Origin of the sequence: Coleofasciculus chthonoplastes PCC 7420 (assembly GCF_000155555.1) — a bacterium.
In the GTDB taxonomy this organism is placed as follows: domain Bacteria; phylum Cyanobacteriota; class Cyanobacteriia; order Cyanobacteriales; family Coleofasciculaceae; genus Coleofasciculus; species Coleofasciculus chthonoplastes_A.
The window spans coordinates 278772-304505 of record NZ_DS989843.1 but is presented as its reverse complement, the minus strand read 5'-3'; the positions used below and the strand labels follow the sequence as shown (position 1 = coordinate 304505).

The 25734-nt window shown below is 45.5% G+C and carries 16 protein-coding genes; 4 read left to right on the top strand and 12 right to left on the bottom strand.

The window, feature by feature from the left end:
• Positions 1-226 precede the first annotated feature (226 nt).
• The 7 genes from MC7420_RS05180 to MC7420_RS05150 form a co-directional block, all read right to left on the bottom strand.
• Positions 227-1123, bottom strand: coding sequence for a DUF3037 domain-containing protein (locus MC7420_RS05180; protein WP_232231643.1), 897 nt, complete (start codon positions 1121-1123; stop codon positions 227-229).
• A 590-nt stretch (positions 1124-1713) separates the two neighbouring features.
• Positions 1714-3399: an ABC transporter substrate-binding protein gene (locus MC7420_RS05175; RefSeq protein ID WP_006098949.1), complete on the bottom strand. Its 1686-nt coding sequence runs from the start codon at positions 3397-3399 to the stop codon at positions 1714-1716.
• Between the two features lie 218 nt (positions 3400-3617).
• Entirely contained in the window at positions 3618-4760 is a 1143-nt protein-coding gene (locus MC7420_RS05170) for an AI-2E family transporter (RefSeq protein ID WP_044205164.1), read from the bottom strand.
• Between the two features lie 79 nt (positions 4761-4839).
• Positions 4840-5613, bottom strand: a complete 774-nt coding sequence (gene cobA / locus MC7420_RS05165; protein ID WP_006099113.1) for a uroporphyrinogen-III C-methyltransferase — start codon at positions 5611-5613, stop codon at positions 4840-4842.
• 561 nt (positions 5614-6174) lie between these two features.
• Positions 6175-6774, bottom strand: coding sequence for a hypothetical protein (locus MC7420_RS05160; protein WP_006098926.1), 600 nt, complete (start codon positions 6772-6774; stop codon positions 6175-6177).
• 200 nt (positions 6775-6974) lie between these two features.
• Positions 6975-8648, bottom strand: a complete 1674-nt coding sequence (locus MC7420_RS05155; RefSeq protein ID WP_006098892.1) for a GTPase — start codon at positions 8646-8648, stop codon at positions 6975-6977.
• Positions 8649-8827: 179 nt separating this feature from the next.
• Positions 8828-11395: a GTPase gene (locus MC7420_RS05150; RefSeq protein ID WP_006099064.1), complete on the bottom strand. Its 2568-nt coding sequence runs from the start codon at positions 11393-11395 to the stop codon at positions 8828-8830.
• A gap of 650 nt (positions 11396-12045) precedes the next feature.
• On the opposite strand from MC7420_RS05150, the gene hisB reads away from it, so the two are divergent.
• The gene (gene hisB / locus MC7420_RS05145; protein ID WP_006099045.1) at positions 12046-12690 is read left to right on the top strand and encodes an imidazoleglycerol-phosphate dehydratase HisB; all 645 of its coding nucleotides are present in this window, start codon (positions 12046-12048) and stop codon (positions 12688-12690) included.
• A 143-nt stretch (positions 12691-12833) separates the two neighbouring features.
• Here hisB and MC7420_RS05140 read toward each other — a convergent pair whose 3' ends face one another.
• The 5 genes from MC7420_RS05140 to MC7420_RS05120 form a co-directional block, all read right to left on the bottom strand.
• Positions 12834-14063, bottom strand: a complete 1230-nt coding sequence (locus MC7420_RS05140) for a class I SAM-dependent methyltransferase (RefSeq protein WP_006099094.1) — start codon at positions 14061-14063, stop codon at positions 12834-12836.
• 221 nt (positions 14064-14284) lie between these two features.
• Positions 14285-15052 carry a DUF928 domain-containing protein gene (locus tag MC7420_RS05135; protein ID WP_044205161.1) on the bottom strand — a complete coding sequence of 256 codons (768 nt, stop codon included), beginning with the start codon at positions 15050-15052 and terminating at the stop codon, positions 14285-14287.
• Positions 15053-15686: 634 nt separating this feature from the next.
• Entirely contained in the window at positions 15687-18488 is a 2802-nt protein-coding gene (locus tag MC7420_RS05130) for a CHAT domain-containing protein (RefSeq protein WP_006098922.1), read from the bottom strand.
• A gap of 371 nt (positions 18489-18859) precedes the next feature.
• Positions 18860-21892, bottom strand: a complete 3033-nt coding sequence (locus MC7420_RS05125; RefSeq protein ID WP_006098924.1) for a beta strand repeat-containing protein — start codon at positions 21890-21892, stop codon at positions 18860-18862.
• A 112-nt stretch (positions 21893-22004) separates the two neighbouring features.
• Entirely contained in the window at positions 22005-22415 is a 411-nt protein-coding gene (locus MC7420_RS05120; RefSeq protein ID WP_006099097.1) for an ArsR/SmtB family transcription factor, read from the bottom strand.
• 303 nt (positions 22416-22718) lie between these two features.
• On the opposite strand from MC7420_RS05120, the gene MC7420_RS05115 reads away from it, so the two are divergent.
• The 3 genes from MC7420_RS05115 (at position 22719) to MC7420_RS05105 (ending at position 25731) form a co-directional block, all read left to right on the top strand.
• Positions 22719-23417 (top strand): 4Fe-4S dicluster domain-containing protein, encoded by a 699-nt coding sequence (locus tag MC7420_RS05115; protein WP_044205158.1) that lies wholly within the window; start codon positions 22719-22721, stop codon positions 23415-23417.
• Positions 23418-23432: 15 nt separating this feature from the next.
• Positions 23433-24479: a heterodisulfide reductase-related iron-sulfur binding cluster gene (locus MC7420_RS05110; protein ID WP_006098842.1), complete on the top strand. Its 1047-nt coding sequence runs from the start codon at positions 23433-23435 to the stop codon at positions 24477-24479.
• Positions 24480-24651: 172 nt separating this feature from the next.
• Positions 24652-25731 carry an FAD-dependent oxidoreductase gene (locus MC7420_RS05105; protein ID WP_006098818.1) on the top strand — a complete coding sequence of 360 codons (1080 nt, stop codon included), beginning with the start codon at positions 24652-24654 and terminating at the stop codon, positions 25729-25731.
• The last annotated feature ends 3 nt before the right edge of the window (positions 25732-25734 follow it).

Below are 25734 nucleotides of genomic sequence, written 5' to 3'. Positions count from 1 at the left end.
CTGAACGAAGCGAAGAATCTGGATAGATGCTTCGCTACACTCCGTTACGCTCAGCATGACAAATTCTATCTTAGACTGCAACTTGGTATAAGACCCAATTGCCGAGTAAACTGTTCGGTTGCCGGAATCTAGAAAACCTCTCTCCAAACCTCTCTCCTGCAAGGAGAGAGGCTTTGAATTGTCCTCCTTCCGTGCCAAAAAAAAAACGAAGCATCCTTTTATTTTCTCATATAAGCTCCATCGTTGTAGTGTCTATAGGCTTAAGGTGATCCTTTACCCAAGGCTCAATTTTATCTTCTGTTAAAATATCTGCGCCAAGTTCAGAATACATTGAAGTTACTTTTTGATAAGTTCTTTTATAGGCAGGATATTTTGGGTTAGGTGGTAATGTCACAATAGCTAAAGGGAAATCAGGTTGATGTTCCTTGACGTCAGAAATCTTCCAAGCAATTGAATTTTGAAGATCTGCCTTGACTTGAACTTCAAAGGAAATACCTTGAGCGGCAAAATAAGGTTTTCCATTAGCAACGACAACATCAAATTCATGTTTTTCAAAATGCCCCGACAATGAATAATTTTTTTTGACTAGATCTTTTGCTCTATCTCCAAGAATATTCTTAATTTTCCTCCTAGTCACTTGCACCGCAAAAGCGCGATCGCGCGGCTTTGGCTTCTCCGGTTGCTCAAGCAAACAGGTATCAGCAATATCAGCTAAAAGGCTTTCTACATCGTCTAGAGAACCACGCGGTTCAGTCAACTGAATGCTATTAAACCAATTCTGAGCGACTCTGATTAAACGTTCCTGCTTGGGAGTCTCATTCGGCGAATCTCCCGGAAACAATAATCCATCAGCAGCCGCATCCTCCATGCGACTCGCGAAATCTTTGAGGAAATGAATATCTTCCGTTCCAAAGCGTTTTACCCGTTCCCAATTGCTTAGAAATCGAACACACACCCGATTATCATCAAAGGCAAGCACACCAATATTGATCCGCTCATCAGCAATCGGATTGGGAACGTATTGAACGATACTGTATCGACTAACCATTGCTCTTGCCTTCTTTTGATAACTACTCTTCACTAGATACCACTTGGCTATTTCTTCCTCCTTTACTACTGACATTTCCTTCCCCTTGACTCAATGTCGTTTCACCTCAATTTGTCAACTTATAATAAGTTAAACTATTCTTTCCCCCAGAACGGTTTAATTTTTTCAATCAGAGTCTCGTCTCAACAAAACGTCATAATTGCTCGTTTTTTACCTCTTTTTGGGAAAACGCTACGAAGTTTCAGGGGTTACAGCGATTGTGAGAGAGTTGTGTGATTTTCAGGTATACTATTTATGGTGGGTTTTTTGTGGGCAAAATTAATCTTGACACAGCTAAATCCCTTGAATAATCGTAAAACTTTGTATAATTCATAGTTTTCGCCTCACCCCCCATGTCTCGTTGGATGCATATATTTTTTTTAAGTTTAGATAAAAATTATGACTCAGTATTGACAAAAACACAGATGACACAGAAGGGATGATGCAGACAGAAGCCTGAATAGTGAGAGACACAGATTGACACAGAGAATTCAATAATTTCCTCAAAAATTTAATCATCTTTTTCGTTCAAGTCAATCTACAAGAGTAATAGGGATTGAGTGAATTAAGGGTTTGTGGTCAACGCTATACTTTTAATGGCGAAGACAGCGCAACTACAAGCGCAACTACAAACCTTGGCTTATTGTCTCAAAGGGTTCTGAACCTAAGGGACTGGGTGTCCACCCGGTAACGGTTTTGCGTTTTGCCAATAAGGGTTGGGAGTGAACGATGGGTAATCGGACGGCTTCTTGGGCTAAAATTTCATCCACTTGGGCATAAATTTGAGTCCGTTCGGCTTGATCAGTTGTCGCCCTTCCCTGTTCTAAAAGTTGGAGAATTTCCTCATTTTTCCAGCCGCCTAAATCCTCGGTGGCGCCGGGACCAAAATGAGCATAGTAAAAGTTATCAGGATCACCATAATCCCCTGTCCATCCCAACATAAAAGCCTGAAATCCTGGTGATTTTCGCCGATCCTCTAAATAGGCTGCCCAATCTTTGGTTTGTAAGTTGACATTAATTCCGATCGCACTTAATTCAGCGGCTATCGCTTCCGCGATGGGTTTGGGTGTGGGAAAATAGGGACGACTGACGGGCATATACCACAAATCTAGGTCAAAGCCATTGGGATACCCTGCATCAGCAATCAGTTGTTGGGCTTGTTGAGGATTGTAGGAATAGTTGATAATTTGCTCAGACTGATACTCCGAGAGAGACGGTGGGGTAAAATGGTTATCATGTTGACCCAATTCTCCCCAGAAGGCGGGGACAATTTCTGAGGAGTTAATAGCTTGCGCGATCGCACGACGGACTTCTACCTTAGAAAAGGGTTCATAGCTGGGATTTAGTGCCAAATAGCCGACGTTAAATGAAGGACGAAATACGGCGTCTAGGTTGGCATCATTTTCAATTTCAGGGAGTTGATCCGGGGATAAATCTACCGTAAAATTAATCGTACCCGCCCGTAATTGTGCCAACCGTGCCGACGGATCAGTAATGAAGCGAATCACTAACTGATCAGACTTGGGTAAATCCGGTTTCCAATAATTCGGATTCTTGTCCAGAACAATGCGATCGCCAGTCCGCCATTCTTTAAATATAAACGGTCCCGTACCCACTGCCAAGGATGCCGGAGTACCATAATCTGCCCCAGCTTGTTGAATCGCATCGGGACTGGCCATCCCAAAATAACCCGAAGCTATCGCCGCCGGAAATGCGGCAAACGGTTGCTGAAGAATAAACTCAATCGTATTATCATCCGCGACAACAATATCTTGCAAAATTGAGTCCGGACTTCCCTTATACCCGCCAAACAAATTCGCCCAAATCTCATAATTTTTCCCTGCATCCCGATAGCCAAACTCACTGTCGGGATTCCACCAGCGCTCTACATTAAACCTTACCGCTTCGGCATTAAAATCGCTACCATCATGAAATTGAACATCATCGCGTAGCTTAAACGTCCACGTCTTCCCATCCTCAGATACTCTCCACTCCGTCGCCAACCCCGGTTCTAACTCCGTGGTTCCCGGTTTAATACTCAGCAGCGTATTGTAGATTTGATGCTGCACAACAATCGAATTGCCGTCGGTAATATTTCCCGGTTCCAGGTTCACCGGTTGTCCACCAGAACCATAAACCAGCGTATCAGCCGGAATCGCGGAAGTATCGTTAGTTTGGGGAGACTGAGTATCACAATTCGCCAGCCCTAACGCCAAAGCCAAGCCGACAATAACCAACAGAATAAACCGAATCAGCGATCGTTTAGGCGATGCGATCGCACATGGCATTTCAGAGGACACAGCAAAACCCATAAACTCTGATCAAATCTTACCTTACGTTCGTAGTCAGGGAACCTTAGCCTTAAACTTACAACCGATTGCCATACACCACTAACCCCCTCTGCGTTCTCTGCGTAAACCTCTGCGTTCTCTGCGTTAAAAAAATATAATGACTAACGGATTTGAACCTATAGCCTTTCTGGATGCACGTCAGTAGGGCGCAGGTTTTCTGGGCGCATGTCGGTGCGCCCCTACACATCTTGAACCAACTCAGCCGATGGAGTCACTACCGTATTCCGATCCTTTCTCGCCTTTCTTACTTCAACCAACGCCTCCTTAATCACAACAGCCGTTGGTACCGCCACAATCACCCCCAACAATCCTCCCACCCGGACACCAATTAACAGAGAAATAAACACCCAAAACGGATTTAATCCCGTAACACGGCCAAAAATTCTCGGCGCTAATAAATTTTCCACAAGTTGCTGAAAAACCACCGCCACAGCTAATACCTGAACCCCTAAACCAATATCTCGCAAAGCCACAAGTAGCGTCACTAAAGCTATCCCCACAGAACCACCAAAGGGAACCAGTGCCATAACTCCAATTGTAAACCCAAATAGCAACCCAAACGGAACCTTGAGTAAGATAAATAGCGAAATTAACCCCGACGCCATACAAGTAGCAATAATAATCTGCCCGATAAAATAGTTTTGGAAGCTTAAGCGTAGAGTATTCGACGCTGATCTCTGTACTTTATTGGGTAACCATTCAATTAAACTACGCCAGACTTCCCGACCATGCTGGAGTAAATAGAATGTGGAAATAATTATTAATAATACATCCAAAACCTTGGTTACTGTAAACACAGCTAAATTTAGGGTCAGATTCAAGCTTTTAGACGCAATAACTTGCAATTGTCCCTTCAGTCGGTCATTGATTTGAATAATTAAACCATCCAGGCTAATCGGCAAGTTTAAATCTTCCAACCTGTGATCCAACATGATTAACTGACGCCGCCCGGAATCGAACCATTCGGGTAAACGACTCACCAATTGTTGGGCTTGAGTAATAACTAGGGGAAATAACGTTACGCCAATTGCAAACAACAGCAACAGCGCCACTAGAAATACGAATAACGCGGCTAATCCTCGCTTAATTCCCAGGGTTTCTAACCAGCTTACCGGATAGTTCAATAGGAAGGCTAACAGGGAAGCCGCTAACACCGTGACAAGTAGGGATTCAAAATAGGCGAAAATTTCCGAAAATGCCCATGCATTCAACACCGCCAAAGGTGCAGCCAAAGCGATGACTAATAATCGTGATGGGGGAGTTAGGGACTCCCACCAGCGCATTAACCTATTTTTGGGTGTGGATGACCCGGAATTGACCATCTAAGTAGGTGGGGACAATTGAAGTTAACGGTACGGTGGTGATCGTCATTTGTCATTAACGATTTCTCACTCACTCATCCTAACTAAGAATTACAGGTTTGCAGGAACTCAAAATTTGCTGTAGATTAACCACATCACCAATAACCGCGATCGCAGGGGCTTCAAATCCAGTGGCGTCCACTTGCTGCACAATGGTGTCCAGAGTACCAATCAAGTAGTCTTGCTGCGGTGTCGTTCCCCAGCGAATCAAAGCCACCGGGGTGTCTGGAGAACGTCCCGCCGCGATAACTTGCGCCACGATATTGCCCAGATTATGCACCCCCATATAGATTACAATCGTTTCACTTCCCTGGGCGATCGCCTGCCAATTAACTTGAGGGCGATACTTACCCACCGCTTCGTGTCCGGTGACAAAGGTCACGGATGAACTATACTGGCGATGGGTTAGGGGAATTCCCACATAAGCAGGTGCGGCAATCCCCGACGTGATCCCCGGAACCACTTCCACCGATACACCCGCCCGGATTAAATCCTCCATTTCTTCCCCACCGCGCCCAAATACAAAGGGATCACCCCCTTTAAGACGCACGACAACGGCATTGGTTTTGGCTTTTTCAATCAGTAACTGTGTCGTTTGTTCCTGGGGTAAGGAATGACGCCCACGCCGTTTTCCGCCATTAATTTTTTCCGCCTTGGGGTTAATCATTGCCAAAATTGGCGCACTGACTAAAGCGTCGTAAATTACCACATCGGCATGTTCTAACAAGGTTTTACCTTTCAGGGTAAATAATCCAGGATCTCCGGGACCCGCGCCGACTAAATAGACTTTACCAAGATAGTTGGGTTGATTCATAATCATTCAATAAAACCATTCATTTCAATTAATATATGCGCTCATGTTCCAGGCTTAAGGATCTCATAAGTAGGTTGGTGGAAATAAACTCAACTATGTTAAGTGATGTAAATAGACCTCTTTCCCCTGACAAAGGACGAATGACGTAGCTTGCTTGGAGCGAACGCGAGTTCTCCACCGCCCGCCTTTTATTGTGCCGACCTACTTATCTCATCCTTCATCCCTATAATCTATGGGGACTACCCAATTCATCTCGTTACTTAGGATACATAATCCGCACACAAATGACATTTTTACATATTAACCATGCGACATTAACATTTATTACCGGATGTTGCCTGACAAATCGGTCAGCAATCTCGCTTTTGTGAGCATAAAGGTCAAAACCGTTTATTCTGTGGTAACCCACATTCCGCTTTAATCGCCGTGGCAAAAGCGGGTTATAAACGCGGATTGGGTATTATTTGGTATTATTGGTGAGGCAGGGCGGGTTTCGTTATTCAGTTAGTTCTGACTAGCTAAATTGATTCCCTAAACCCGCCCCTACGGTTGTCAAAATGTTTAGTAACTATCCACAATAAATTGAAAAATACCAAGTAGTTTTTCCCGTTCATTAATATAATATCTATGGTTATCCACAAAAACACAACTGCCCTCTAGCTTCAAAAATTGCCAGTCTTCTCCAGTAGTCACACAGCCGTAAATCCCAGTAATTGAGTTATCTTCTAGCTCATTGAAGCGTTGCGCTCCCAACATTTGAGCAATGCACTGACCTAAACCGCCTTTGATATCGCCTTTTTTCGCTTCTACCAAAGAAATAATCGGAGCCTGCATGGTCAGAGAAATTGGACTTTTAGCCAAGATAAAATCACATTCTCCTTTCAACCCCTGCTCCTCGTCTACATCGAGATTTTCGCCAGAATAGATGGATAGTTTATTCGGATTTCGTCGCTCTAGCTCAATTAAAATTGGGGCAATAATAAATTCTGATCGGGCTTTTTCACTGGACGAAGCCAGGGCTAACTTAAGGCTATAGCTAAGGGTTTCCTCTAGCCAGTTACTTGGTTCTAAAGTAGCAACATTACTGAAAAGCTGAACAGTTTGTTCTGTTAGTCCAAAGACCTTTTTGACCTGATTCAATGAAAAATCGCTGTATGCCATAGCAGCCGTTCAGAACTAATCCGACAAAATTAAACTTAACCGCCTACATTTAGACAAGGGCGAGTCGAGACAGGTTAATTCTAACACCGCCTACGATGAGCAGCGACTCGCCCCTACAACCAACCGCGATAATTGCCCCAATTTATCTACGTAAAAATGAGGTAAATTATTGTATAAAAATTAATTCAACGTTATACCTATCAGCCGTCACCCGTTCCTGGGAAAGCCGAGGAATTGACTGTCGCCTTGCTAATATACTGCAAAATTCGCTCAAAGTCACGACGAATTTCAGCTAATTGTTTTGCGTCTTTGTTAGAACCCGCGATCGCGTCTAGTTCCTGCTGACGTCTGACGCCAATCTGTTGCTCAAGTTTCCGATAGGTTTGTTGTTCTACCGTCCAGAGTTGAGCATTAATTTGATGCTCTAGATGTTTAGCAATTGCCTGAAATTGACTGGTAATATAACGGATAATATCGTTCATTTGCTTTTCTCTATCCGCTGGGTATTCCCCAGTATCCGGTTCAGGTTTTTCCGAGAAAATGATCGTTGCCGAACTTAAGAAGTGGGAAATATGGATAATTGGAGTCATCGCTTCTACCGACTGCCAAGGTTTAACTTGAAACTCGGCTAAATTTTGAGGATAGTTTTCTGACATTGCCTTAATGGTATCCCTAAAGGTTTTCAGCCAATGCAATTGATGATGGATGCGTTGTACCTTTTTAGAGTTACCAGAATTGTGATTATCCTGTTTAGCCTGTTCCCACGATTCCAGTAAAATTTGCACCAGATTTCCTTTTAGTATTGTTACGATAGTTTGGTGTAGGGATATCATCGCCTCGTTTAGAGTATTGGTTATTTTTTCACCAGCTTGTTCATAATGGTTTTGAATATTCAGTTCAGTCCGCTGAGTCAATTGTTCAAAGTTCAGTTGACTACCCAAGGCTACTTGCAGGATATCGCCTTCTTGAGTAATCGCGGCGGATAGGCGCAGGATTATCCCCTGAATTTTAATCCGCAGGCGATCGCGTTCTTGGTGTAGACTACGAGTTAGGCGGGTAAGTAGTTCTAAGAATATGGTGTCTTGGGGGGTAGTACGACTGATATGCAACTGCGCGTCATCTACACAGCTTAAAGCGATGCGAATCGGGGTATCAAAGCGGGTCAAATACCCTCGTTGTTCGACAAAGGTATCCCAGGTATCAATGAATGTAGCAAAACGACTCACGTCTCTGAGAAATTTATCCCCAGAATCGATTCCTTCACAGTAGTCTTTGGCATCGATAAAACATAAGGGAAATTCATCCAGGTTATAGGGATGTAAAGCTTCAGCTAAACTGCGGCGATAGTTCGCCCTTTTTTCCCGTTCCTCACCCGCCTCCTCGGACATTTTATTAATCACCAGCATCATTTTCCAGCGATAACCTTGGCGGTAGGCTAACTGCTTAAAATTTTCCACTGTTATTGCGTCAAACAGCATCGAAGTGAGACAGAAAATCAACAAATCCGCCTTCGCGATCGCACTATAGGTTATTTCATCATGATCCTGCCGTTCTGTAAAGAGTCCAGGGGTATCGATGAGTTCAATTCCCTGCCAATTATAACGGGTGATCTGATCAGTTGTAATATCGGAATGAATAGCAATATCTCGCCGCCCTGTCAACGCCGAAATTAGGGTGGATTTCCCCGCGCCATATTGTCCAACTACGACAACACTCAGCATTCCCTGATGGCGATAGGTATTAAGTTCCTGTCGTAGTTTTTGACGAATTTCAGTTAGAGGCGTGCGATTTATTTTCGCCAAGTATTTGTCAAACTTTATACAAGCTGTCGTTAACTTAGACGCGACAACCGCTGATTTAAATTGATTCGTCATTTGTTGATTATCATTCGTCTTATGTCATTCGTCTTATGTACAGTCGGGGCGGGTTTAGTTACATCTGGATGTAACCAAAAAGATAGTAGTGAAACCCGCCCCTACACCATCTTCTCCATCTCCCCCTGCTCCCCCTGCTCCCAGACGTAGCATGCTACGTCTCTACATTACTCCCTCATCTACTGAAGCCGATGCATCGACACATCTTCTTGCAAAATTCGATTAATTTCCTGGCTGTCTAGATGAGAACGGACTTGAAATTTGGTTTGAATATCAATCTGTTTACCAAACTCCCGTTTCACTTGGGTAACTGTTTTATTAATTCCGGCTTCAGTCAAGGGTTCATAGTGGCTTTGACACCAATCAACAATCCGCTTGCTATACGCCCTATTAAGTCGATTAATTGTATTACTGAGTTGTTGCTGAGGCTGATTAAACTGTTTTGAAATTAGCTCAAACTCTTGAATCAGTCCTTCAATATATCGAATAATACTTCCGGCTGCATGGCGGTAATACTCGCGAAAAATATTAGCCGCTTGTTCCTCAATTTTGCGTTGACTGGCTCGGATTTGTGGCGTTAATAACTTAGACAACCGTTGAACGGCAAAGTTGCGTTTTTGTTCGCGGGTTGTAAAAATGCCTAAAATGCTATTCAGCACAACTGCCCCCATCATCACCGTTTTGTTCACCGAGGGACTAAAATGAGTAACCAGGCTTTGGGAGAGTCTCAAGAAACTCCCGCCAATTTGTGCAGCATTATCACTGTACAGATCAACAGGACTTGGGAAAAATCGTAAATCATCCCCACCACTATAAGCCATTAATTGTAAATCGGTTCCCAGTTCAGATAAAGCAATTTCTACATCACGATTAAAGTTTTGCACCGTTGTTTGATAGGCATGTTGCAGGCGATCATCAATTTGCAGCGCTTGCAGTTTATAGTCCCAATTTTGTCTTAAGCTTTCCTGACTGAAGTTCCAATTGGATTCAGCGAAATCGGGTAAACTATTGAAAATATCTTGGAAAATGCTGCCAATTTGATACTGGAGGAATTCCAGATGATCCTTACCCGCCGTTTTGATTTGCGCCTGCAAGGTTTCTCGTTGACGGGTGAGAGTCGCACTCAATTGTTGATAGCTTTGACGTTTCTGACTCATCCAGTGGTAGGGGCGTTCAATTGTCCCTACAGTGGAACCCAGAAGCGTTTGCGATCGCCGAATCGCGCCATGCTTAACTAGGGATTCGCGGATGGAGTCTAAAAAGTCCTGGATGCGACTGGCTTTGAACAGTTTCTCCTGATTGGCTTGGTGTTCGGGTTCGCTTGCCATTTGCGCCGCCAGCAGCATGACGGGAATAATATCAAAATAGTCGTTGGCATAATGATTTTGGGCATAGCGACGGATGCGATCAATATGTCCGCCAATCCCACTATTTCCTTCTAGCGTAAAGAGTTTATCGGGATTCTTTAAGAAATAGTCTAAGCGACGCGGATCACGCAGATTATATTTCAGGTTGAGTAGCATAATTAAGGGTTTTGCCTTGGCTTTTAACTGCTGCAAGAATTGGAACTCGGTTTCTTGGATGCTGTCATTGGTGACGACATAGCAAATCAGATCCGATTCTTCAATCACACTTTCAACAATTTCCTCTTCACTTTTCCCCCCTGGTGCGCCAATTCCGGGGGTATCGATAATGCGAATATTTTTCCAATCATACACTCGATTAAAGCGAGTCGTCCGTTGTCCCCCACTACCAATTGCTTCCCAGCCTTCCCCAATAATAATCGCATGGAGGGTACTTTTCCCGACTTTGGTTTTCCCCATAACCGCCAGACTAAAATGGTGCAGGGCGCGTTGTTTTGCCCAGAGGGATTCGCGTACACTATCCAGTTCTTCTCCAATCTCGGCGGCTAGGGTTTGTTGGGTTTGGTTGAATTGATTGATCAGTTCTTGCGTGGTTGGGTTCGTCGGCTGCTGATGAATGGTTTTCTGGAGGTTTTCTAGGGTGAGTTTTAGGGTTTGATTTAAGCCGATTAACGTAGACTCAGTATCCGTGAGTGCGGTTTCAGTGAAGCGATAATTTTCCCCAGCGATAATGCTATTGCGTTGTACCGCTTCTTCGTAGTCGGGTCCAGCTAAGAGGATTTGCCGTTGCAATTGAACAATGCGGCGTCCCAGAGTTTCGGGGGCGAAGGTGGCAAGTTTAGCGATTAAGGTGCGGGATAAGATAGACTCTGCACCCATGAGTAATATCGCGCTGAGTGAGAGTTTCTCGGTTTGAGAATCCCTGTCTCTTGCCCGATTAGCTTGCAGAGATTGGGCTTGAGTGATCATCTGTTCCACCTCTGTCGCATCCCAGTGCCAAATCTGCGCCACCTGGGCAATCATTTGCTGTTCCAAGGGGGAAAAGAGTCCATCGACATAAGCGATCGCCAGGAGTTGCTGCATCGCTTCGGGTTGCTGTTCGGGGGGGATTTGCTGGGCGATATCCTTGATAGGGAGGAGAGTTTTCTCTTGGGCGAGAATTTTCTCCATTTCGTGGATTGTCTGTTGTCCCACCTGAGTTTGATCTGCCAATTCATGCAAGAGTTTCGACTCTTCCCGATGAATTTGGCGATCGGCACAGACTAGATGGGTGAGTAAGAGAAGCGGGTAGTCGAGGGGTTCACTAGCCATGGGAGTGGTGTTGGGTAGGGTTACCTGGGGGTAAATGCTGGGGGTTAGGGATACCATGATATCGGAAAGCACAATAGATTCTCCTATACAGTTCCCAACGAAAGCGATCGCTTTCCCGGATGCTTTGACTGCAAACACCCAGGGGGAAGATGGGGAAGAGGGTTAAACGTGAAAATGCCTAATAATATGTAGGGGCGGGTTTAGGGACAAAATCAAGAAACCCACCTCAAACCAAACAACAAAACCCGCCCGAATCCCAACTTAATAATTTGAGATGAAGACAAATAAAGCCTTCTATAAGCTGATAGCCAATAACTGTGGTTCCTGGGAAATTTAGTAGTTCTTCAATAGCACCAATCATGGTTCAACTTCCTGCCAGATCAGATTCCTGTCAGATCAGATAACGACGCTCCGAGAGTAGAGACCTACTATGCTACCTCTAGACCCCCCAAGAGGGCTTCCAGTAAGATGGGATTATCGTGGACTTCACCAAATGCCTGGAGTAAACCCTGAGTATCTGGCATAGTTGTGTTCTCCTTCTCATTAAGTTGGCGTTATTGCCAGTGTCTAGGGTTACTGTAGCACGCTCATGTGAATTGGGTTAGTAACTAAGGGAAGAGATTGGGAGAAGGGAGATCAGGAAGAAGAGGGAGAGGGGCTTCCACCCTGCCGCTCTTTCCTGTGAGAGAATAATAGACGGTGTTCTCATATCAGAAGCGACTATGCAAACCAGCGATCGCACAGCTATCAATTCCCACTCTCAACGTCCTCTATTCCCCGCCCGGACAGCAACCGTGAGACGTACCACGGGTGAAACCGATGTCCAGGTTAGCCTGAATTTCAATGGTACAGGAACCTGTCGTGCGGACACAGGTATCCCCTTTTTGGATCACATGTTGCATCAGCTATCCTCTCATGGGTTAATTGATTTAGACGTGAAAGCCACGGGTGATATCGAAATTGACGATCACCATACCAATGAAGACGTGGGCATTACACTGGGACAGGCGTTTGCTCAAGCATTAAGCGATCGCAAAGGGATTGTCCGTTTTGGTCATTTTATCGCACCCTTAGATGAGGCATTAGTCCAAGTGGCACTGGATTTTTCGGGGCGTCCTCATTTAAGCTATGGCTTGGAGATTCCCACTCAACGGGTTGGCACCTATGACACGCAACTGGTGCGGGAATTCTTTGTCGCATTGGTGAACCATAGCCAAATGACGTTGCACATCCGCCAACTGGATGGAATTAATTCTCATCATATTATCGAAGCCACATTTAAAGCCTTTGCGCGATCGGTCCGTATGGCAACAGAAATTGATCCCCGTCGCGCTGAAATGATTCCCAGTTCTAAGGGGGTTTTGTGACTTAATGGTGAGTTGATTTCACTCCTAAAATGGCTCATCGGCGCGGAGAATAATCAAAGGGTATTTCGGTGACAAATGACGAATGATGTAGCTTGCTTCTCGATGAAAGCGAGTATGACAAATGACAAATAACGAATGACAAATTAAACCATTGGCGGAATCATTAATCCTTTGAGCGATCGCGCTTTTTCTAGACTCAACCCTTTACACTGCACTAGCACAGTAAAACCGCCCAATCCCGTAGGATCGATCAGTTGATGTAAAGCATCCCGACGCTGCATAATTCTAATCACATCCTGCGCCCCCGCCATCGCTTGTCCCTGATGGCTTCCTAATCCTGACAGTGCTGAGATGCGATCGCCTAATCCTAATGCCATTAAAAACAACCCTTGTTTAGTCAATTCTACGGTTTGTAATCCAGACAATTCTCCTTGCCGTTCCAACGCCGTAAAATTCACATGAGCGGTAATATCTTGTTGCCCAACATTTACATAAGGATTATCATGATGGCGGTGACGATAATAGCATTTTAATGTTCCCTGATGTCGGACGGGTAAATAATAGCGATCGGCAGAATACCCATAGTCAATCGTGAGCAAAAATCCTCGTTGTAGCTTATTGGTAATCGTCTCCATCCAATCCAACGCTGCCAAATTCACTTCAGTTCGATAGCCATCTGGATACGCACCTGAATATAAATCAATTCCTATCCATTGAAAATACTCGTTTAACTGAGGTGTAGAACTATCATTGGTAACTTCGCCAAAATGAATCTCATCTCCTTCTGTCGTTACCGTTGTCACATACACTTCCCGAAGCTTTCCCTTTTCCAGCACAACTTGATGCACTGGAAAGGCATCCACGAGTTCATTAGAAAAACAACACCCGATAATTGAATTATCGGGTATTTCATCAAAGGTACACCAGCGTAACGGTAAACCCGGTAGATTCAACTGGGTTAAAACTTGCTGTTGTTTACTGATCAATCCCGCTGCTTTTTCGACAATGATATAGTCTAACGCCGCAAAACAGTCTGGATACTGTCGATATAAATAATTCAAAACATCAGCCGCAACCAATCCTTGACCCGCCCCCATTTCCACCAATGTAAAGGGTTCGGGGTATTCCAGAATCTCCCAGATTTGGGCGAACTGTTCTGCCAGTAACTCACCAAAATCATGACCCAGATGGGACGAGGTAAAAAAGTCTCCTTCAGAGCCAATATTAACTGCACCCGTAGCATAATATCCCTGTTGGGGATGATAGAGGACTAAATCCATATATTCGGCAAATGAAATACGCCGATTTGGTGTCGCCACAATTGTATCGGCAATTAGGTGTCTTAAGGATTTATCTTGGGGGGATAATGACATGAGTACAGATTTGGTAACCGAGTAGAGACTCGGGGAAGCAGAGGAAGCCTGTAGAGATGCGATCCAGAAGCGTCTGGAAAGCAGGGGTTGTAGGGGCGAGTCGCTGCATAAATGTGGAGGGTAAGAATTAACCTGTCTCGACTCGCCCCAGTCTCAATCGTTAATCTCAGAAAGGGGACTGTATTATTTAAATCATTAAAGAGCGCCCCCACAAACTGATATCAATTAACCAAGGGCTGAGTCGCGATCGCGTCGAGTCCCACCGATTTCAATAAGTCTGCCCAAGCCACTTGAAAGGAGGAATCCTGTGGATTAGATTGTCTAAGTTGAGCCAGGGTTGTTAGAGTATCGAACCAAATGCCATTTGCCCCATACTGGAGAGCCTGTTCCAGCAAAGGTTCTCCGTCTAGCTGATTTAATGTTCCATTCGGCTTAATCCGTTTAATCACGCCTTGGACTCCGGGACTATCGGGCGTAACTTGTGCGCCACAAATCATCAGAAATGACCAATGATACGTTTTACCAACTTCTAGCTTGGATGCTTCATCGGGGAGCTTTAGGCGCAGAATCCCTGCTTGTTTGGGCATGGGCAAGGTTGTTTCGTAATAATAATCCTCATTTTCGTCCTTAAGCACAAAGAGTGCCTGCTTTGCTGTGGTTTTAGGGACGTAAACAAAAAATGTCGGGCGCTCTGCAACGGTCAATCCTTGGCGAGTCGTGGGCATTACAGGGGTAATCCTTGGGTCAAGTGCCTTGGCGTCTTGAGGACATCCACCATCACGAGTTCCTCCTCCTTGTCTATTGTTGGGTAAGAGTGGCTCACCCGTTGATGGCGGTGTGAAACTTACCGTCACCATCGACCGACTGGCTAACGTTCTACCCGGCATAACCTCTTGCGCCTGCACGGGTAGCCCCTCAATCGGCAGGATGTTCCACAACAGACTGAGGACAAAGAAGCTAATATAAGTGTAGTAATGTTGCCAAGTCATGAGCATAATCCTCTTGAACAGTAAATGCCTTGGCTAATGACACTATTAATATTAAACAATTTTGTTTATAATAGCCAGTCTTCACCCCTAGATTTTACTCAACCCATAGGAGTAAAAATTGAGAAAATTTATGATGACTCGCAATAAACCGATTTACTCCCTAGAGCGCAAGATTTCAGTTGCACTTGCATCCTAATGAGAGTCCTGATTCAGACGGAGTAGAGACGCGCCATAGCGCGTCTGGAAGCTGGGGATGTTAGCAAAGCTGATAAAAAGTATCGTTTGTTACAGAAATATTTTATCGACTAACTATGGCTTGCTGCATAAAGCCGAAACCATTAACTATCAAGGCTTTGAGTGGCATTGATATTTGCTCTTCTTCAAGGAAAAAAGGTCAAACCCTTTCATATCCTTGCACCACTATCAGGGAAAATGTACCATTGCTACCCCTGCTCCCTCTGCTCCCCCTGCTACCCCGGCTCTCTTCCCCCACCACAAGACTTATTCAGCCGCCCCTAAATATTTTTTCATCAGAGTAAAAAAATAGCGATAAATCTTGATGGAAACAGCAGAGCTTTCAACAGGGCTGTTCCTTCCTAATCTCAACTGTCCCGTTGCGTTGAATTTTGTTCGACTATAACCAATTACCTACTAAAACAAACGGTGCCCAGTAATAAGGATGCTCGTACTTAGGATTTTTCAAGATAGAAAGCTGTGCCTGACGCAGAGATTCCGCTTTGCTGTTTTCAGCTTGAGTCAGGTATTGGTAAAACTCAGCCATAAGTTGAGCCGTTGATTCGTCGCGAACTGACCACAGGGTTGCCAGAGTGCTGCGAGCGCCGGAACGTACAGCAACACCTGCTAATCCCAAGGCGGCTCGTTGATCCCCGGTTGCGGTTTGGCAAGCACTGAGAACCAGTAATTCAATCGGTTGGTTATCCTCTCGTTCTCGAACTTGCAGTAGTTGATCCAAATCATTGACATTAACTGGCCCCTCCCAGGTCAAGATAAACGTATCTTCCACCTCGGAACTAAACTGACCATGAGTAGCTAGGTGAACTATGGGGAAAGGAACATCACTAATTTCCTGCTTAAGTGTGGTTGTGGTAAACTCCTGATTGAACAGCATCTCAGACGGTACTTGATCCGAGATTTTTTTCAGTTCCAACTCAACTCCCGGTAAGGCAGAAAACCCCCCACGTTCCTCGCTGAGTCCACCAATTAATGCCTGAAGCCGTTCTCGGTCTAATGCACGCGGTTCTAACAGTTGCAATCCGGGACTAACCGCGACACTATATTTTTCAATGAGATACTGTTCTCCATCATAAAGGGCTGCCATAGGCAGATTTCGCAACGCCCCATCCAGGATAAAGACGAGGGTTTTAATCTCATTGTCGGCTAATTCAGCTTCTATGGGTCGAATCAGCCAGTCGTAAATGTCTTGGGAATAGCGTAACCGTTGTTTGTTTGACAGAACAGGATTGAGGAATTTGCGGAGTTGGACAAAGGCGTTGTTGACTTCTGCTTCCGGTAATTGGGTTTGATAATGGTGCAGGGGTTGTCCCGGCAATGATAGAATCACAGCTAATCGATCTGGCAGAATAATCGGATAAATCACTGCCGCCGTGGGATCAACCTGATCAATTTGTTGGGATTGCGCCTGGATACAGGTGTTGCGAAAAAAGTTATCTAATTCAGCAAGCTGGAGGGATTCAATCACCTCACGGGCTTTTTGGAGGTTTTTTTGAGACGGATCAGATTTGAGGAGTAATCCCACCAGTTGACGATAGACGGGTTCAACCCGTTCTCGAAAGTAAAATTGTAAATTGGGCAGGGCAATCAAATCACTGCGGAGCGATCGCAAGGTTTCCACGGCGACGGTATAAGCGGCGACGGCATCCTTTATATTTCCCTGCTTTTCCAGAATACGACCCAGTTGCCATTCCCATAAGTAGGCAATATCACCAGCATTAATGACTTGAACCAAACTCAGCGCCTGTTGCGTCAGCTTTTGCGCCTCGGCTAACTGCTGCTTCTGTTCGTAAAGTTTGCCTAACTCGCCCAAAGCGTAGGATTCAGCTTTCGCGTCTTGAATCTGTCTGGCTTGTTGAATGGCTTTGGCTAATATTTGTGCGATCGCGCCGTTCGTAGTGAGCGCTTTAGCGCCGTTCGTAGTGAGCGCTTTAGCGCTTCCGGTTTCTGGGGTAAGGTTATCGGTTAAACCCATCAATTGACATCCAGACGTGCCATGGCACGTCTCTACATCGCTGCTCATCCGCATCAGACTATCTGCTAAATTGACATGAGCATAAACCGCCGCCCGACTGGGGGATAGGGTGGCGAGACTAACTTGGATTTGCGGTAATAGTGCGATCGCGGCGTCTTCTTGTTCCGTATTGATCAACAGACTCAGTTGGTTCAATTGAGCTTTGATTTGGATCAGTGAATCGGTTGCATTTTTAGCGGCTTTCTGGTAATAATCTAATGCTTTGTCATCTTCTTGTAAGTCTCTCGCCACATTTCCTAAGCTCAACAGAATCGCACTGGTATCGGGAGTTGGGTTCAGTTTTTGGGCGATCGCTAAACTTTGAGTTAAAAGGGTTTGGGACGTTTTGGGATCACCCAACTCTTGCAGGGCAATTCCTAAACTCTGCAATCCTTGAACTTTTAGCAGGGAATCAGGTTGGGCTTGGAGGTGTTGATTTGCCTGTTCTAGGCGGGTTTGCGCCCGTCGATAGAGTCCCAAGGTTTGCAAGGCTTGGGCTTGGTTAATTTGGCTTCCCAGTTTTCCGGTTTCATCACCCGCACGGCGGTAAGCGTCGCTGGCTTGTTTCCAGGTGTCCAAGGCGGCTTCAGCTTGTCCTTTGGTAAGTTGTAGGCGTCCCTGCGTATTCAAGGCTTGACCCAGAATCGCCAAACCCCCTGATTCCCAATTGTCTTGGTGTTGCAACAGATCAAGACTTTGGCTAATCGCCTGTTCTGCGTCTTGGACTTGTCCCAAGTTTTGATAAGCTAGCGAGAGATAACTTAAACTTAGGGCTTGATTTAGGCGATCGCTCTTTGCTTCATACTCTTGGGCGGCTTGTTGCCACAGTTGTGCTGCATCAGCAAAACGTCCCGCTTCAAAGGCAGCAATCCCTTGTTCTAGAGGGGTTGGGGAATTGGCAATTTTGGCATTTGGGGATTGGCGTTTTAAGCGCCTGGTGTTATCCCCAAGGTGTAAGATTTTATCGGTTTGGGCAATATGCCCTTCTGCCCTCTGCCCTCTGTCCTCTACCTTGTCTCCACTAACGTGTAAAGATTCAACTGGATATGAAATTCCGGGTAATACAGTGGTGACGAGAAACAGGGTTAGCCCAAACAGTATCACAGAGGAAGCATACCATCTCAAACTAGACCGAATCTTTAGCCGAAAAATTTGACTAGCCCACTTCATAGTTTGACCTGATTTTGATAGTTAACGGTATCCAGAGGGAGTGTTGAGCGTTGACCCTTTGCTCAAAGGAATCTAGTTTTGAGTAGGGGCGGGTTTAGGAAATTATGTTTCGCTATTGATCATAACGTTTGTACAAAACCCGCCCTGACTTAATTTGCAGTTAGGAAATTATGTTTCGCTATTGATCATAACGTTTGTACAAAACCCGCCCTGACTTAATTTGCAGTATTGACACTTCGCTCAAGGGTATGATGTTGAGTTCATATCATATAAGTTCGCATCGAAATTATGTTTTTTTAACGCAGAGGTACGCCGAGGTTTACGCAGAGGGGCGCAGAGTTTTTTTGCTTGATCTGAGTTCCTCCCAAGAATTAAAAAGAACAAGTTTGTGGTTTATATCGAGGACGTTGGGGAGAAGCTTCCGGTAAATTAGCTACCAATTCAACTTGACCTTTTTCATTGACAATCCAGCCTTGTGCTTCAATAATTTGAGGTTGAGGATTGGGTCGGGAAAAGTGGAAATTGTTTTCTGTTTTAGCGACAGACGATGGGGAAGATGCCACAGACAAATTGCGTACATCTGACCACACTGTCTCACTGGTAAGGGGTTGAGTTGGGTTGGCAGGTAAGCCACCGCGCCCCGTTATGGCAAAGTAATTCCCTTCATTAGCAGCACAGCCAAGAGCAATAAGTGTGCTGGTATCTGTGAAATTTTCGGGGAACTCAACTAATCCTTGAGAGGGGTCAATACCCTGGATCACAATATTCACAGTACCACTAAACTCAGGACCCAATTCAGAGGTGGCTGTAATATCACTTTCTGGTGTCAATTTCTCCCGAAACTCAGTGCCAAAAATACCTTGAGCCGTAACACTAACTCGTCCCCCTCGACCTTGTTGAGCATTGGCAGTAATATCGCTATTTTCGTCAGCGACTAAGGTATCGGTGATGATGGTAATATTACCCCCATCTGTATTCCCGGCATCTGTGGTAATCTGACTCTCTTGAATCATCAGCAAGTTTTGAGTTTTCAGGGATAAGTTACCACCTTGACCCGAATCTGTCGCCGCATTAATTGTTCCCTGATTGTCTAATTGAATCAAATCGGCGACAATTTCTAATGTCCCCGCATCCCCTGAACCAAGACTATTCACGGCAACTTCTGCCCCATCCCGGATAATCAGTTGACCTGCATTTACCTTTAAAACACCCGCGTCCCCAGTGGCTTGCAAGGCGGGAAAGTCAGCACGTCCGGAGGAAGAAACTAAACTACTGGGAATTTCGACGGTGACTCCTCCCCCGGTAGAAATGCCCGTACCGATGAGTTCCAAGGTATCGGAGACATTAACCGTCAATGTGCCTCCATCTCCCGCACTCAGGGTGGTGGTTGAAATATTTGCCCCATTGTGAATGATCATATTTTGAGTGGAAACTGTTACATCTCCTGCGGGCGCACCACTAAAACTGGTGGTTCCTGGACCACTAATAAAGCGAGCATCCGGGGATAAGCCGTCAATTTCGATAAAATCAGTCGCATTTATGACAACATCTCCAGCGGGACCCCCGACTGGAATTAACCCCAATCCCGTCAATGCACCCGTCTGATTTCCCACTTGCGCCCCGTCGCGCATAATCATCTGGCGTGTATTTACGGTGATGTCGCCGCCTGTCCCTGTACTAAAGATACTGTTGGCAAAAATCCCTGTGGGAGCAAGAGCGCCAATGGGCGTACTGTCCATTTGCACAGACTCAGAGGCATTCACCTGCAAACTTCCACCATCGCCTTGACCAAAGGTAACCGTTTGCAGGAGTCCCCCATTTTTAAGGGATAAGCGTTGTGTATTCAACCTAAGATTTCCCGCATCACCTGTGGTTCCTTGAAACGCCCCGGTGACAAAGGCAGAACCGGATATTTCAACGGACTCAGAAGCGTTGACTAAGACATCTCCCCCTCTCCCAGCACCCCCGGTTGGTGTAGACGCGATCGCGCCATTCCCCATGACTAACCGATTCGTGTCAATGGTTAAACGACCGGCTGATGCTGATGCACTACTTCCTTGAGTACCCGCTAAAAGTCCGCCTCCAACAAATCCTTCTATATCGGACACTTGTAAGGGTGGGGGAGGTAAACCTAATGTCTTTAATAGTTCTGATAGTTCGGGTGTCAATGATTCGGGTGTGGCTAACGCCCTTAAGATAACGCTGAGTTGCAAAGCCTCAAATCCCGAACCACTCAGTTCTACGGAGTCGGAAGCCCGAATCGTCAGATCTCCCCCTGTCCCGCTACCAAAGGTTGAGGCGGAGACTAATCCTCGACCCTGCACCCGCAGTTGTCCTGTATTGATGGTTAAATCTCCCCCTGATCCAGCACCGACTGTATTTGCCTTAATGCTACTGAGAACCAAACCATCATCAGTCGGTGCAGCGCCAACCACTTCGACTAACTCAGAAGCGTTTATGGTTAAATTAGCTCCAGGTTGAGATCCTTGGGTAATGGATAAAATTTGTGACCCATCCCGGACAGAAACTTGTCGTCCTTGCACCAGAATCTCGCCCCCGCCTGCACCACTTGCATTGACTGTGGCTTGTTCTATCAATTGAATCGTGCCTAATGTCGAATTTGTAGCGTTCAGGAACGAGGATTGGGGAGAATTAAGATTCCACTCTCCATCAAAAACAGAACCCAGTTCAATTTTTCCCCCAGGTGCGGTTAGATGACCCCCTTCTAACTCCACATCTCCACCAATTAAGGATAAAGTTTGACCAGGTTGCACCGCTAGACCCACGACTTCTCCATCCCTCTGGGCGACGGATTGATTGACAATCATGCCGGGATTGGCTCCAAATTGTAAGCCTAGGGGAACGTTAACGGTGAGTAAAGGGGACGGGGGTTGAGGATTTGTGGCGCTGAACTCTAGCCCATTCTCAAAAATAATGCTGTCTGCTGTCGTGGCGCGAAATGCACCGGACACGTTTAATTGAGCATTTTCACCAAAAAAAATACCATTGGGATTCAGCAAAATCAGGTTCGCTGATCCATCGACGCCTAAGGTTCCCAGAATATTCGTCGGACTGTTTTCACCAGTGACGCGAGTGAAAATGGTTTCAATCCCGCCAGGATTAGCGAAATCAACTCGTTGTCCATCTCCCACATTGAACTGTTCAAAGCTGTGGAATAGGTGAGAATCCCGTTGAGCGCCGCCTTGAATCAGAATGTCTATTGGGTTATCGCCCGGTGTCAATATCGACGTTTCATCACCCAAAGTAGCATCAGGAGTAATTTGCGCGATCGCAGGCTGAGTTAAAACAACGCCAATCCAGCATCCCAATAGGCTTGTCGCGGTCAATGCCATTCGCGGGAAGCTGGCGAGATCGAGGCTTTTTTGATTCAGGTTTCGTGCCACCGCACCATTACGTCTCAAGTAACACCAAACAAGTTATCGCTTTATTTGGCTACAATAGCATCTTTCTTTGGGAAGATGGTAGAATCCAACAATGCTGTAGGGGTTGGGTTCATCAGCGACCTTGACGTAGTACGGCTAGCTGCTGTAATTGCTGGCTTTGCTGCTCCACTTGCAGGGATAGAGTATCACAGACGAGATCACACAATTCAAACAAAAATGGGTTAGCTATCTTATAGTAGACACAAACCCCTTGCTGTTCACGGGAAACAATTCCCGCTTGGTTGAGTATTTTTAGGTGCTTCGATACATTAGCTTGTCCGAGTCCGGTTTCTTCAATAATCTCCGTGACGTTCTTTGCACCGCCTTTCAAGCAGCAGACAATCTGTAGCCGACTGACTTCCGAGAGTACCTTGAAAAAATCTGCCATCAAGGTCAACGCCACAGGAGAGAGTTGGGCGATACCGCAATCTGTTGATGAAGTCGCTTTCTTGGTCTTGGGTTTGGTCGCTGTGCGATTAGGCATAAGGAGTAATGTTGTGCGGTTCGGTCTTGTTTACTGATTAGTCATATTATTACATACCATAAATAGGTTGGCTTCGCTGTCATGGTGAGAGAACCGACTGTAGGGGCGGGTTTTACAGATAGCTTATGCCACAAGCTGATACCTTGCCTCAACCCGCCCTTGGGGAAGCCGGTGAGTAGAGGGCAAAATGGTTCCCCGAAAAAATTTTTGGGCAAACCCTTGACACTATATAACTAATTGCTCATATAATGCATACATCGACGAGAGGCGTCACTCAGTCGCGTCAGTCAAAGGGGTTTACCAATGGGCAAACTATTTAATGAGCTAAAACAAGACATTTTGTATCAGCACGGCATGAATGCCTGCCTGAATTGCGGTGTATGTACTGCCGTTTGTCCGGCAGCCGAGTTTAACGATTACTCTCCCAGAGAGGTAATGAACATCGTTCAATCCGAAGATGACGAACTGATTGAAGAATTACTCAAATCCGACAAGATTTGGTATTGCGGACAGTGTTTCTCCTGCAAAACCCGGTGTCCCCGAGGCAACAGCGTCGCCTCAGTCATTCTTGCCTTACGCCGACTCGCCATTCATTACGGTTACTTTGCTGAGTCGGAAAAAGGACGACAGCAATTAATCGCCAAGCGGGTGTTTGGGGAAAATATGCTCAAACGCGGCTATACCTTACTCGCCCAAAACATCTCCCCCTCTCATTTCCCTGAACTGGGTGAGAACTGGGAATACTATTACGATCACATGCGAGAAATGCGCGAATGGTGGGGTGTGCCGATGGATTTGGAAAATAGCCCCGGTTCCCACCGGATGATTCCGGAACAAGACATGGAAGAAGTGCGGACAATTTACCAAAAAACTGGTGCCGTCTCCTTAATGGATGCCGTGGAAAAAGGCATGGAAAAGAAACTCGGCAGCAAAGCGGAAGTGGAAAAATACTGGCAAACCTGGTTAGAAACTGGGGATAGCCGCAACTACGAAATCAAATAAATTAGGATAAAAATCATGAAATTAGCCGGAAAAAACCAAGCCTGGGAAAGACACCAAAAACAAGTTCCCAGCGTCGATGAACCAGGTGGAAACTTATGGGGATGCTTCCGCAGTTGTTTTCTCCAAAGTGCCGCCCCCTACACCGAAGGCGTCGCCTATAAAATCTTAAAAAATGACCTAGGTATCGAACTGCGGGAAGCCCCTGGTCATACCTCCTGTGGGGCAATTGGATATCACGGCGATGTCAACAACCTAGAAACTCAGATGGTAATTGCGGCGAGAAATTTTTCCATCGCCCATTATGAACAAGGTGTGGATAATCTTTTCTCCTTCTGTGTCACCTCTTTTGCTAACTATACGGAAGTAATTAAACTTTGGGAAGAAGAACCGGATTTACTGGAATACACCGAAAAGACATTAAAAGAAACAACGGGTCGGGAGTTTTGGATTCCTCATGTATCCGGTGGTAGACCTTCGGTTGTTCATGCGTCAGATGTCTTCTTTGCCAATCGTCATAAACTGGCTGAAAAAGCTAAATATAGCCTCAAAGGAATCAAAGCCACAGATCACGTCGGTTGCCATTATGGGAAGATTTTCCCCGGTGAAGCCATGGGTGGGGCAGAATTTCCCCAAGTGTTAGTGGGACTTTTAGAAGCCTTTGGTGCAGAAATTGTTGATTATCCCGAACGCCGACATTGTTGTGGGATGGGCTTCCGTCAATGTGCGTTTCCTGAAAACCGGGATTACACGGCTGGGAGTGTTTATAAGAAATTAGCTAGCTTGAAAGAAGCACACCCAGACTGTAATTTAATCTTAACCAACTGTCCGGGTTGTACGGTATTTATGGATGCTGAACAAGGCACGATTAAAGAAGTATTGGAAGAAGAATTTAACGTGTCTATTTTAGACTATGCCCAACTGACTGGATTGCTGTTAGGCTATGACCCCTTTAAAGATTGTGGACTGAATGCCAAAGCCGTTCCGGTCGAACCGTTACTGGATAAAATTGGTATTCCTTATGACAAATCTAAGACGGCTGAAGAACGGAGACGACCATTTTAGTTTGTAGTAAGCGCTGTCTTCGCTTCTGGTACTAAAGTGCCTACTACGAACCCAGCTTAAACCAGTGACATTCGTTTTAAGTGGGTCGGGATATTAAAGATTATCACTTGTCATTTGTAAGGGGATGACTTGACAAACGGCAAAACTGGCAAATATCGCAAGGATGAAAACAATGGGTAAAAACGTAGTCGTAATTGGTGGTGGTCCAGCGGGAATGGCGGCGGCTGGAAAACTCAGCGAGTTAGGACAAGAGGTCACGTTAATTGAGAAAGAAGCCGAATTAGGGGGACATTTAAAGAAATGGTATAAAGTGTTTCCTGATTTTACCGATGCTTCAGAAATTATCGCTGAACTCAAAGGTGGATTGCATGGAACCCGGGTTTTAAACAATTGTACAGTGAATCAGATTGAGGGTTCCGCCCCCAACTTTACCGTAACCACTTCAACTGGGGAAAAAATTGAGGCGGCTTCAATTCTGGTTTCGACGGGATTCAACCCTTTTGATGCATCGTTTAAAGAGGAGTATGGATACGATATCTACGATAATTCCATCACCTCGGTTGAACTCGATGCCATGCTAAAACAGCAAAAAGTAAAAACGGCATTGGGAAAAACACCACGGAAAATCGCCATGGTTCATTGTGTCGGGTCTCGCGATGAGAAAGTCAATAATAATTACTGTTCCCGAGTTTGCTGTACCAATGCGGTCAAGGTGGCAATTGAAATTAAAGAACAGATCCCTGATTGTGAAATTTACAGTCTGTATATGGACATTCGGGTGTTTGGTCGCGGTTATGAGGAACTGTACCGAACGTCTCAGGAAAAATATGGGGTTCAGTTCATCCGAGGTCGGCTGTCTGAGGCAAATGAGAAAAATGATGGCAGTTTATTGTTAAGGGTAGAAGATACATTAACAGCAAGACCGATGCGGTTAACGGTGGACTTATTGGTGTTAATGGTGGGAATGTGTGGGAATACGGAACTGGCAGAAATTGCCGATCTAAAAGTGGGTTGTGATCGGTTCTATGAAACCGCCCATACTCAATATTCTAACAATTATTCGGCACGGGCAGGTGTTTTTCTGGCGGGGACAGCAACGGGTCCGAAAGCGATTGCTGAATCAATTACAGATGGGCGTTCTGCGGCGGCAGAAATTGCCGGGTTTCTCGCCACTAAGGTTGGTTCTCTCTCCCCATTTGAATCAGCGACCAATGGGCATTTTGCCAGTCAAAAGCAGGTTGTACATCAGTGAGGA

Bases quoted from the DNA above. Each gene is read 5' to 3' on its own strand.
- MC7420_RS05180 (WP_232231643.1), bottom strand. From the start codon at position 1,123: ATGTCAGTAGTAAAGGAGGAAGAAATAGCCAAGTGGTATCTAGTGAAG.
- MC7420_RS05175 (WP_006098949.1), bottom strand. From the start codon at position 3,399: ATGGGTTTTGCTGTGTCCTCTGAAATGCCATGTGCGATCGCATCGCCT.
- MC7420_RS05170 (WP_044205164.1), bottom strand. From the start codon at position 4,760: ATGGTCAATTCCGGGTCATCCACACCCAAAAATAGGTTAATGCGCTGG.
- cobA (WP_006099113.1), bottom strand. From the start codon at position 5,613: ATGAATCAACCCAACTATCTTGGTAAAGTCTATTTAGTCGGCGCGGGT.
- MC7420_RS05160 (WP_006098926.1), bottom strand. From the start codon at position 6,774: ATGGCATACAGCGATTTTTCATTGAATCAGGTCAAAAAGGTCTTTGGA.
- MC7420_RS05155 (WP_006098892.1), bottom strand. From the start codon at position 8,648: ATGACGAATCAATTTAAATCAGCGGTTGTCGCGTCTAAGTTAACGACA.
- hisB (WP_006099045.1), top strand. From the start codon at position 12,046: ATGCAAACCAGCGATCGCACAGCTATCAATTCCCACTCTCAACGTCCT.
- MC7420_RS05140 (WP_006099094.1), bottom strand. From the start codon at position 14,063: ATGTCATTATCCCCCCAAGATAAATCCTTAAGACACCTAATTGCCGAT.
- MC7420_RS05135 (WP_044205161.1), bottom strand. From the start codon at position 15,052: ATGACTTGGCAACATTACTACACTTATATTAGCTTCTTTGTCCTCAGT.
- MC7420_RS05130 (WP_006098922.1), bottom strand. From the start codon at position 18,488: ATGAAGTGGGCTAGTCAAATTTTTCGGCTAAAGATTCGGTCTAGTTTG.
- MC7420_RS05120 (WP_006099097.1), bottom strand. From the start codon at position 22,415: ATGCCTAATCGCACAGCGACCAAACCCAAGACCAAGAAAGCGACTTCA.
- MC7420_RS05115 (WP_044205158.1), top strand. From the start codon at position 22,719: ATGGGCAAACTATTTAATGAGCTAAAACAAGACATTTTGTATCAGCAC.
- MC7420_RS05110 (WP_006098842.1), top strand. From the start codon at position 23,433: ATGAAATTAGCCGGAAAAAACCAAGCCTGGGAAAGACACCAAAAACAA.
- MC7420_RS05105 (WP_006098818.1), top strand. From the start codon at position 24,652: ATGGGTAAAAACGTAGTCGTAATTGGTGGTGGTCCAGCGGGAATGGCG.